We start from the raw sequence: 7831 nt of genomic DNA, 5'->3' as shown, positions 1-7831 counted from the left end.
GGATTCTGCCCGGCCCGGTGAGCATCGCCGGATCCGTCGGCCAGGGCGTCACGTCCGGAATCGCCAGCCCGCTGGTGCTGGGGTTCCCCCCGCTGGCCTCCAACGGCTTGGCGAGCGGCTTCTAGCCGGGTCAGCGAATCGACACCAGCGGGCCCGGCGCCCGGCCGCCGGCCAGCGCGGCCGCGTCGACGAGCAGCTCGCCCAGCTGCCTCGGATACACCGTCTCCCCGGCGGCGGCCAGCCGGGCGATGTCAGCCGCGTCGCACCAGCGGTGGCCGTGAATGTAGCTGCGTTCCAAGTCGGTTCGGCCCGCACCGGACGGTTCGAACCGTTGGGTGCGGTAGACGAAGTAGAACTCTTCGCTGTCGATCAGCGAGCCGTTGAACTCGAAGACCTCGTCGCGCCGCCAGACCGGGCCCACCAGCTCTCCCGGTGCGGCCCTGAGTCCGGTCTCTTCGGCCAGCTCGCGGGCGGCCGCCTCGGCCAACCGCTCACCCCGCTGCACCTCCCCGCCGACGGTGATCCACCACTTCGGCGCGCTGCCGCGGCCGATCGCCGGATCGGAGCCGCGCAGCAGCAGCACCGCACCCGTCTCGTCGAGCAGCACCACGCGCGCCGACGTGCGGTGGCTGACCACCCCGTTGAAGGAGCCGACGTCGCCGTGGGCCAGCGCGTGGGGACGCTCGACGATCTCGAAATAGCTTGGCAGCGCGGCTGTCCCGCCGAGACGAAGGGTCCGCACCAGGAATCGCTCGCGCAGGGCAAGGGTGTCCCGGACCGCGTCGTTGTGGAAGCGGCGGGCCAGTAGCACCCGGGCCTCGGCATCGGCCAACTCGGCGATCAGCCCGGCCGGCAGCGAGGCCGGGTCGACGATCGCCAGCGCGGCCGAGAGCTCGTTCTCGCGCGACTCGCGCTCCTGCCGCGGCGCGGCCTCGGCGGCGTCGGCCAGCGCGGCCAACCGCCTGCCCTCCGAGGCACCGCCGTAGGCGTCGATGGCGACCGCACGGGCCACGACCGCGCGGCGCGCCAGAGCCCCGTCGAGCGCCTGCCATGACAGGTCGTAGCGGACGTGCAACCGGTCCAGGCGGTTGGCCGTCTGGTAGGCCCAGGCGCCCAGGACCGCCAGCAGCCCGACCAATACCGCGACGGCGACGGCGAGCCACGTCATCAGCTCGCCACCTGAACTTTGGCGCCGGTCGCCGCGACCGTCTCGTAGACGCGCATGATCTGGCTGGCCACCACCGACCAGTCGTAGCGCTTTACGGCGGCCGAACCGGCCGCCACATAGCGTTCGCGCAGCACATCGTTTTCTAGCACCGAGATGAGGGCGTCCGCCAGCGCAGCGCCGTCGCCGACCGGCACCAGGCACCCGACTTCGCCGTCGCGCAGCACCCGGCGGAAGGCGTCCAGGTCGCTGGCCACCACCGCGGTGCCCGCGGCCATGGCCTCGACCAGGACGATGCCGAAGCTCTCACCCCCCACGTGGGGCGCGCAGTACACATCGGCGCTGCGCATCGCCGACGCCTTCCCGGCGTCGTCGACCTGGCCGAGAAACCTTATGTGTTTCACCAATTCGCCCGCCTGCCCGCGCAATTCGGCCTCGTCGCCGCGGCCGACGATGAGCAGCTGGACGTCCGGAAAGTGCTGCACCACGCCGGGCAGCGCGTCGAGCAGGACCGACATGCCCTTGCGGGACTCGTCGTAGCGCCCCAGGAACAGCACCGTCTTGCCCGGCCGCGGGTAGCCGTCCAGCGGACGCGCCGAGGCGAAGGAGTCGACGTCGACGCCGTTGGGGATCTCGACCGCGTCGGTGCCCAGCGCCTCCATCTGCCAGCGACGGGCCAAGTCCGACACCGCGATCCGGCCGACGATCTTTTCGTGCATCGGTCGCAGGATGCCCTGAAAGACCGTCAGGGTCAGCGATTTGGTGGTCGAGGTGTGGAACGTCGCGACGATCGGCCCCTCGGCGATGTTCAGGGCCAGCATCGACAGGCTCGGCGCGTTGGGCTCGTGCAGGTGCAGCACGTCGAAATCGCCTTCGGCGAGCCATTTTTTGACCTTGCGATGGGTTGCCGGGCCGAACCGCAGCCGGGCCACCGACCCGTTGTAGGGAATCGGGACGGCCTTGCCGGCGGAGACGACGTAGTCGGGCAGGGCCGCGTGCGGCGAGGCCGGCGCGAGGACGCTCACCTGTTGCCCGCGCTGACGCATCACCTCCGCCAGCTGCAAGACGTGCGACTGGACCCCGCCCGGGACGTCGAACGAGTAGGGGCAGACCATCCCGATGCGCATCAGGTCTCCCTGAGCCGCGCCTGCTTGGCTTCGGACAGGTCGGCCAGCCACTGCGGTTGCAGCATGTGCCAGTCCTCGGGGTGCGCGGCGATGTTCGCTGCGAAACGGTCGGCCAGCGCCTGGGTGATGGCGCCGACGTCGCCGCTGCTGCAGTCCAGTGGCGGGAACACGTGAAACCCCCACCCGTCGCCGTCGAACCAGCAGTGCACCGGAAGCAAGGCCGCCCCGGTCGCGACCGCCAGCTTCGCCGGTCCGGCCGGCATCCGGGTGGCCTCGCCGAAGAAGTCGACCTGCACACCGGTGCGGGTGAGGTCGCGATCGGCCATCAGGCAGACCAGTTGGTTCTCTCGCAGCCGATCGCACAGTACATCGAACGGCGGCCGCTCGCCTCCGGACAGCGGCAGCACCTCGAAGCCGAGGCTCTCGCGATAGCGGAGGAAACGCCGGTACAACGACTCCGGTTCCAGTCTCTCCGCGACGGTGATGAAGGTGCCGCGGGTCTGGGTGAACCACACCCCGGCCATGTCCCAGTTCCCGCTGTGCGGCAACGCGCAGATCGCGCCGCGGCCCGCCGCCAGCGCCGCGTCCAGGTTGCCGGCCCCCCGGAACGCGGCATCGAGTTCGCCGGACAGGGCGCGCAGGTCCATCGACGGCAGGCGAAACGCCTCCCTCCAGTAGCGGGCGTAGGAGGCCAGCGACGCCCGCATCAGGTCGTCGGGCACCTCTGCCGGCGCGACGCCGGTGACGCGGGCCAGGTTCTTGCGCAGCTGCGCCGGGCCGCCACGGCGCGCCGCGTAACGCGCCCCGGTCTCGAACACGGAGCGCGCCGCGAATTCCGGCATCGCCCGCACGGCCATCCAGCCGGCCGCGTACGTCCAATCGCTCGCGGTGCCGGACACCAGCCGCCGCGGCGCGGTGATCAAACCCATCCCCGGGATCACGGCATGCGCTCCGTCGCTCCGGGCGAGGTCCACACCGTGCGCAGCCGCTGCACGCAGGTCACCACGCTCGCCACCGCCAGCAGCCACATGGCCACCGGCAGGGCGGGCGGCCAGGCCACGAACGGGAAGTCCGCCACGCCGGCGCCGACCAGGACGATGATCAACCGTTCCGGGCGTTCGATGATGCCGCCGTCTCCGCGCAACCCGCTGGCCTCGGCCCGCGCCTTGATGTACGAGATGACCTGCGAGGTGACCAGGCAGATCATGGTCGCCACCGCGAGCGGCTTGTCGTGCATGCCGAAGGCCACCCACCACAGCAGGCCGCAGAACACCGCGCCGTCGCTGACGCGGTCGCAGGTGGCGTCCAGCACGGCGCCGAACCGGGTGCCGCCACCGCGCTCGCGGGCCATGGCGCCGTCGAGCATGTCGAACAGCACGAAGAACCACACCACGCAGGCACCGGCGAACAACTTGCCCATCGGGAACAGCGCGAGCGCCCCGGCCACGGACCCCGCGGTGCCCAGCACCGTCACCACGTCCGGGGTCAATCCCATCCGCAGGCACGCTTTGGCGGTCGGCGTGGTGAGCCGCGCGAACGCCGCCCGCGAGAGGAACGGCACCTTGCTCATGACTGGTTAGCCCACTCCGCGGCCAGCAGCCGGCGGGTTTCGCGCAGCAGCTGAGGGATCACCTTCGAGCCGCCGATGATGGTGATGAAGTTCGCGTCGCCGCCCCAACGCGGCACGACGTGCACATGCAGGTGCTCGGCCAGCGACCCACCCGCCGACGTGCCGAGGTTGAGGCCGACGTTGAAGCCGTGCGGCCGCGACACGTTCTTGATCACGCGAATGGCCTTCTGCATGAAGGCCATCAACTCCGCGCTCTCCTCGTCGGTGAGGTCCTCGAGCTCGGACACCCGTCGATACGGCACCACCATCAGGTGCCCCGGGTTGTACGGATAGAGGTTGAGGACCGCGTAGACGAGTTCACCGCGCGCGACCACCAGGCCTTCCTCGTCGGAGAGTTGCGGGATGTCGGTGAACGGCTGCTCGGTCTTGCCCGAAGAGTCGGGGTCGCGCTTCATCGGCGCTTCGGCCAGATAGGTCATCCGGTAGGGCGTCCACAGCCGCTGCAGGTGGTCACTCTCGCCGACGCCGGTGTCCAGGATGGTGTCCTCGGCGCGTTCCTTGGGCTCACTCACCGCCGGTCACCTTCACCAGTTCGGCTGTGGGGGCGGCATTCTCGCGTTCGGCGATCCAGGCCACGATGGCGTCGACGGCACTCTCGCGGGGCACACCGTTGATCTGCGTGCGGTCGCCGAAGCGGAAGCTCACCGCCTTCGCCTGGACGTCGCGGTCACCCGCCAGCAACATGAACGGCACCTTCTGGCCCGTGTGGTGCACGATCTTCTTGGCCATCCGGTCGTCGCTGCTGTCAACCTCCACCCGCACGCCGTGCGACTTCAGCTGCGCCGCAATGCTTTCCAGGTAGGCCACGTGTTCGTCTGCGACGGGAATCCCGACCACCTGAACCGGCGCGAGCCACGCCGGGAACGCCCCCGCGTAGTGCTCGGTGAGGATGCCGAAGAACCGCTCGATCGACCCGAACAGGGCGCGGTGGATCATCACCGGCCGCTGACGGGTCCCGTCCGGGGCCGTGTACTCCAGCTCGAAGCGCTCCGGGAAGTTGAAATCCACCTGGATGGTCGACATCTGCCAGCTGCGGCCCAGCGCGTCGCGGGCCTGCACGGAAATCTTCGGGCCGTAGAACGCCGCGCCGCCCGGGTCGGGAACCAGTTCCAGGCCCGACTCGGCCGCCACCTCCGCCAGTGAGTTGGTGGCCTGCTCCCACATCTCGTCGGAGCCGACGAACTTCTCCGGGTCCTTGGTGGACAGTTCCAGATAGAAGTCCTCCAGGCCGTAGTCGCCGAGCAGCTCGAGCACGAACCGCAGCAGCGACGCCAGTTCACCGTGCAACTGGTCGCGCGTGCAGAAGATGTGCGAGTCGTCCATGGTGAATCCGCGCGCCCGGGTCAGCCCGTGCACCACGCCGGACTTCTCATAGCGGTAGACGGTGCCGAACTCGAAGAGCCGCAACGGCAGTTCGCGATACGACCGGCCCCGGGACCGGAAGATCAGCGTGTGCATGGGGCAGTTCATCGGCTTGAGGTAGTAGTCCTGCCCGGGCTTGCGCACCGTTCCGTCGTCGTTCAATTCGGCGTCGAGGTGCATGGGCGGGAACATCCCGTCGGCGTACCAGTCCAGGTGGCCCGAGGTGTGGAACAGCTGCGCCTTGGTGATGTGCGGGGTGTTGACGAATTCGTACCCGGCCTCGATGTGCTTGCGTCGCGAGTACTCCTCCAGCTCCCTGCGCACCACCCCGCCTTTGGGGTGGAAAACCGCCAGCCCCGAACCGATTTCGTCGGGGAAGCTGAACAGATCCAGCTCGGTCCCCAGCTTGCGGTGGTCGCGCCGCTGGGCTTCGGCGAGCAGCTCGAGGTGGCGGTCCAGCGCCTCCTGCGACTCCCACGCGGTGCCGTAGATGCGCTGCAGGCTCGCGTTCTTCTGGTCCCCGCGCCAATACGCGGCGGAGCTGCGGGTCAGCTTGAACGCCGGGATGTGCTTGGTGGTCGGGATGTGCGGCCCCCGGCACAGGTCGCCCCAAACCCGTTCCCGGCTGCGGGGATTGAGGTTGTCATAGGCGGTGAGCTCGTCGCCGCCGACCTCCATGATGTCGGGATCGCCGGACTTGTCGTCGACCAGTTCCAGCTTGTAGGGCTCGTTGGCCAACTCGGAGCGTGCCTGGTCCTTGGACTCGTAGACGCGCCGCTCGAACAGCTGCCCCTCCTTGACGATCTGGCGCATCCGCTTTTCCAGCGCCGCCAGATCCTCCGGCGTGAACGGCTCGGCCACGTCGAAGTCGTAGTAGAAGCCGTCGGTGATGGGCGGCCCGATTCCGAGCTTCGCGTGCGGGAACATGCCCTGAACCGCCTGGGCGAGCACGTGCGCGGCCGAATGCCGGATGACGCTGCGCCCCTCGTCGGTGTCGGCCGCCACCGGCACCACCTCGGTATCGGAGTCGGGCACCCAGCTCAGGTCGCGCAGCTTTCCGTCCGCGTCGCGGACCACGACGATCGCGTCGGGCGCCCCGCGGCCCGGCAGCCCCGCCTCCCGCACCGCGGCCGCGGCGGTGGTCCCGGCGGGCACCCGGATCGGGGCTGCTGGGGACGGGTTTGCGGGGGCGCTCATCGCGTGGGTTCTCCTAGGTCGGTGGGTCGACGACCATGCTATCGGGGCGCCCCGCGGCCAAGCAGGGCCGTCGAGCAGTGCGGCAACGTCGCGCGGCGACGACGCCCGCAGCAAATTGTCGGCAGAATGGGACCGTGGGGGCGCAGACGGCTTTGGCATTGCTGCTCGCCGCCGTCGGCGCCATCGTGGTGATGAACTGGGTCAGCGACCGCACCGGACTCCCCAGCGCGGGCCTGCTCACCCTCGTCGGCATCGGTTACGGGTTGCTGCCCGGGCCGAATGTCGGCCTGCGGCCCGACATCGTGATGACCTGCATATTGCCGCCTTTGCTCTACAACGCGGCGCTGGAGTCGTCGCTGGTCGGGATACGCCGCAACTTGCGCACGGTCATCAGCCTGTCGGTCATCCTCGTTCTGCTGACCGCGGCATCGGTCGGCGCCGCCTTCGCCCTGCTGGTCACCGGTGCGACGCTCGCGGCGGGTGCGGTGCTGGGCGCGGCGGTGGCACCCACCGACCCCGTGGCCGCGCTCGCGGTCGCCCGCAAGGTCGGCCTGCCGCTCAACATCGTCACCCTCATCGAAGGTGAGGGGCTGCTCAACGACGCGACGGCCCTCACCACCTTGTCGGTGGCCATCACCGTGGCCAGGGGTGCGGACTTCTCGTTCCCGTTCGCGATCCGGGAGTTCGCCCTGGCCGCCGTGGGAGGCCTGGCGATCGGGCTGGTGTTCGCTTGGTGCCGCCGCCTGTTGCGGCGGGTGCCGCACGATGTGATGACGGCCAACGCGATCTCGCTGGCCACACCGTTCCTGGCCTATCTGGCGGCCGAGAAGGTGCACGCGTCGGGTGTGCTGGCGGTTGTGGTGTGCGGGTTGGTCGTCGGGCACGACTCGCCGCGGTCGGAGTCCGGGGCGAGCCGGTTGCAGACCCGGGCCGTGTGGCGGTTGGCCAACTTCCTCCTCGAGGGCCTCGTTTTCCTGCTGATCGGTCAGCAGTTCCCGGCCATCCTCGACGGCCTGCGCGGCTACCCGGTGTCGACCATCGTCGTGGCGACCACCGTGACCACCGCGGCGGTGCTGCTGGTGCGGCCGCTGTGGCTGATGCTCACGCAGTCACTGCCCCGGTCACTGCACACCAGGCTCGGGAACGTCACGGGGACCGCCGACGATGACGACGACCATGACGAGCCGGCCCAAGCCCCTCCCCGGCGCGACCGCAACGCCGAGAGACTCAGTGGCCGTGAGATTTTCGTACTGAGCTGGGCCGGCACCCGAGGCGTCGTCAGCCTCGCCGCGATCTTCGCCGTGCCCTTCGCCACCGACAGCGGCGCACGGTTTCCCGTCCGGGATCTGT

General features: G+C 69.8%; 7 protein-coding genes. 1 reads left to right on the top strand and 6 read right to left on the bottom strand.

The genetic code is table 11. The features are described from left to right. Nucleotides 1–130: 130 nt before the first annotated feature. From A9X05_RS04920 to thrS, 6 genes are read right to left on the bottom strand one after another with little or no spacing between them, the layout of a single operon-like run. Nucleotides 131–1168 (bottom strand): NUDIX domain-containing protein, encoded by a 1038-nt coding sequence (locus A9X05_RS04920; protein ID WP_067779633.1) that lies wholly within the window; start codon nucleotides 1166–1168, stop codon nucleotides 131–133. Then, nucleotides 1168–2292, bottom strand: a complete 1125-nt coding sequence (locus A9X05_RS04915) for a glycosyltransferase family 4 protein (RefSeq protein ID WP_067751739.1) — start codon at nucleotides 2290–2292, stop codon at nucleotides 1168–1170. The genes A9X05_RS04920 and A9X05_RS04915 overlap by 1 nt, the downstream gene beginning before the upstream one ends. Further along, the gene (locus A9X05_RS04910) at nucleotides 2292–3221 is read right to left on the bottom strand and encodes a phosphatidylinositol mannoside acyltransferase (RefSeq protein WP_067751792.1); all 930 of its coding nucleotides are present in this window, start codon (nucleotides 3219–3221) and stop codon (nucleotides 2292–2294) included. Before A9X05_RS04910 ends, A9X05_RS04915 begins: the two co-directional genes overlap by 1 nt. 8 nt (nucleotides 3222–3229) lie before the next feature. Beyond that, the gene (gene pgsA, locus A9X05_RS04905; protein WP_067751736.1) at nucleotides 3230–3862 is read right to left on the bottom strand and encodes a phosphatidylinositol phosphate synthase; all 633 of its coding nucleotides are present in this window, start codon (nucleotides 3860–3862) and stop codon (nucleotides 3230–3232) included. Continuing rightward, on the bottom strand, nucleotides 3859–4434 hold the full coding sequence (locus tag A9X05_RS04900) for an HIT domain-containing protein (protein WP_067751732.1): 576 nt from the start codon (nucleotides 4432–4434) through the stop codon (nucleotides 3859–3861). Before A9X05_RS04900 ends, pgsA begins: the two co-directional genes overlap by 4 nt. Next, complete coding sequence (gene thrS / locus A9X05_RS04895) at nucleotides 4427–6481, bottom strand: threonine--tRNA ligase (RefSeq protein WP_067751729.1); 2055 nt, start codon at nucleotides 6479–6481, stop codon at nucleotides 4427–4429. Before thrS ends, A9X05_RS04900 begins: the two co-directional genes overlap by 8 nt. A 35-nt stretch (nucleotides 6482–6516) precedes the next feature. On the opposite strand from thrS, the gene A9X05_RS04890 reads away from it, so the two are divergent. Next, nucleotides 6517–7831 (top strand): sodium:proton antiporter (locus A9X05_RS04890; protein ID WP_067779636.1); only part of this gene is annotated, 1315 nt, incomplete at its 3' end.

Source organism: Mycobacterium sp. E3298, assembly GCF_001666895.1.
In the GTDB taxonomy this organism is placed as follows: Bacteria; Actinomycetota; Actinomycetes; order Mycobacteriales; family Mycobacteriaceae; genus Mycobacterium.
Note: the sequence above shows the minus strand (reverse complement) of the source record. Positions and strands in the feature narration are given on the sequence as shown.